At 72.3% G+C, this 415-nt stretch carries 1 protein-coding gene; it reads left to right on the top strand.

Translation table 11 applies throughout. The features are described from left to right. On the top strand, nt 1-415 hold a 415-nt coding region (locus tag FLO80_RS24020; protein ID WP_223145558.1), incomplete at both ends, for a hypothetical protein.

A 415-nucleotide genomic window follows, 5' to 3' on the forward strand; every position in this document is an offset into this window, starting at 1 on the left:
CCGCGAGGGGCTGGAAAACCCGGTGCCGTTCCATGCGGTGGACGCCCAGGGGCGCGCCGAACGTTTGTTGATCGACGGTGCCGAGGCGCCAGCGATGACGTTCTGGAACCTTGATGTCGAAGCCGGCGTGCTCGGCTCCGCGGCGTATCGCCAGGAAATGGCCGAGCGCAGCGCCAGCGCCATCCGCCGCTGGCTGAGCCTGGCCGACCTGGGCCGCGCCGGCTTCGCCGACGAGCAGGGCGGCTGGCGGGCGTTGCGCCCGGCGGATATCGCCATCCTCGTCCGCGGTCGCGCCGAGGCCGAGGCGATCCGTAGCGCGTTGGCGGCGCGGCGTCTGGCCAGCGTCTACCTGTCCGACCGCGACTCGGTGTTCGACAGCCAGGAGGCCATCGACCTGCTGCACTGGCTGCGCGCC

Origin of the sequence: Aquicoccus porphyridii, from assembly GCF_008369105.1 — a bacterium.
Classification (GTDB): Bacteria; Pseudomonadota; Alphaproteobacteria; order Rhodobacterales; family Rhodobacteraceae; genus Aquicoccus; species Aquicoccus porphyridii.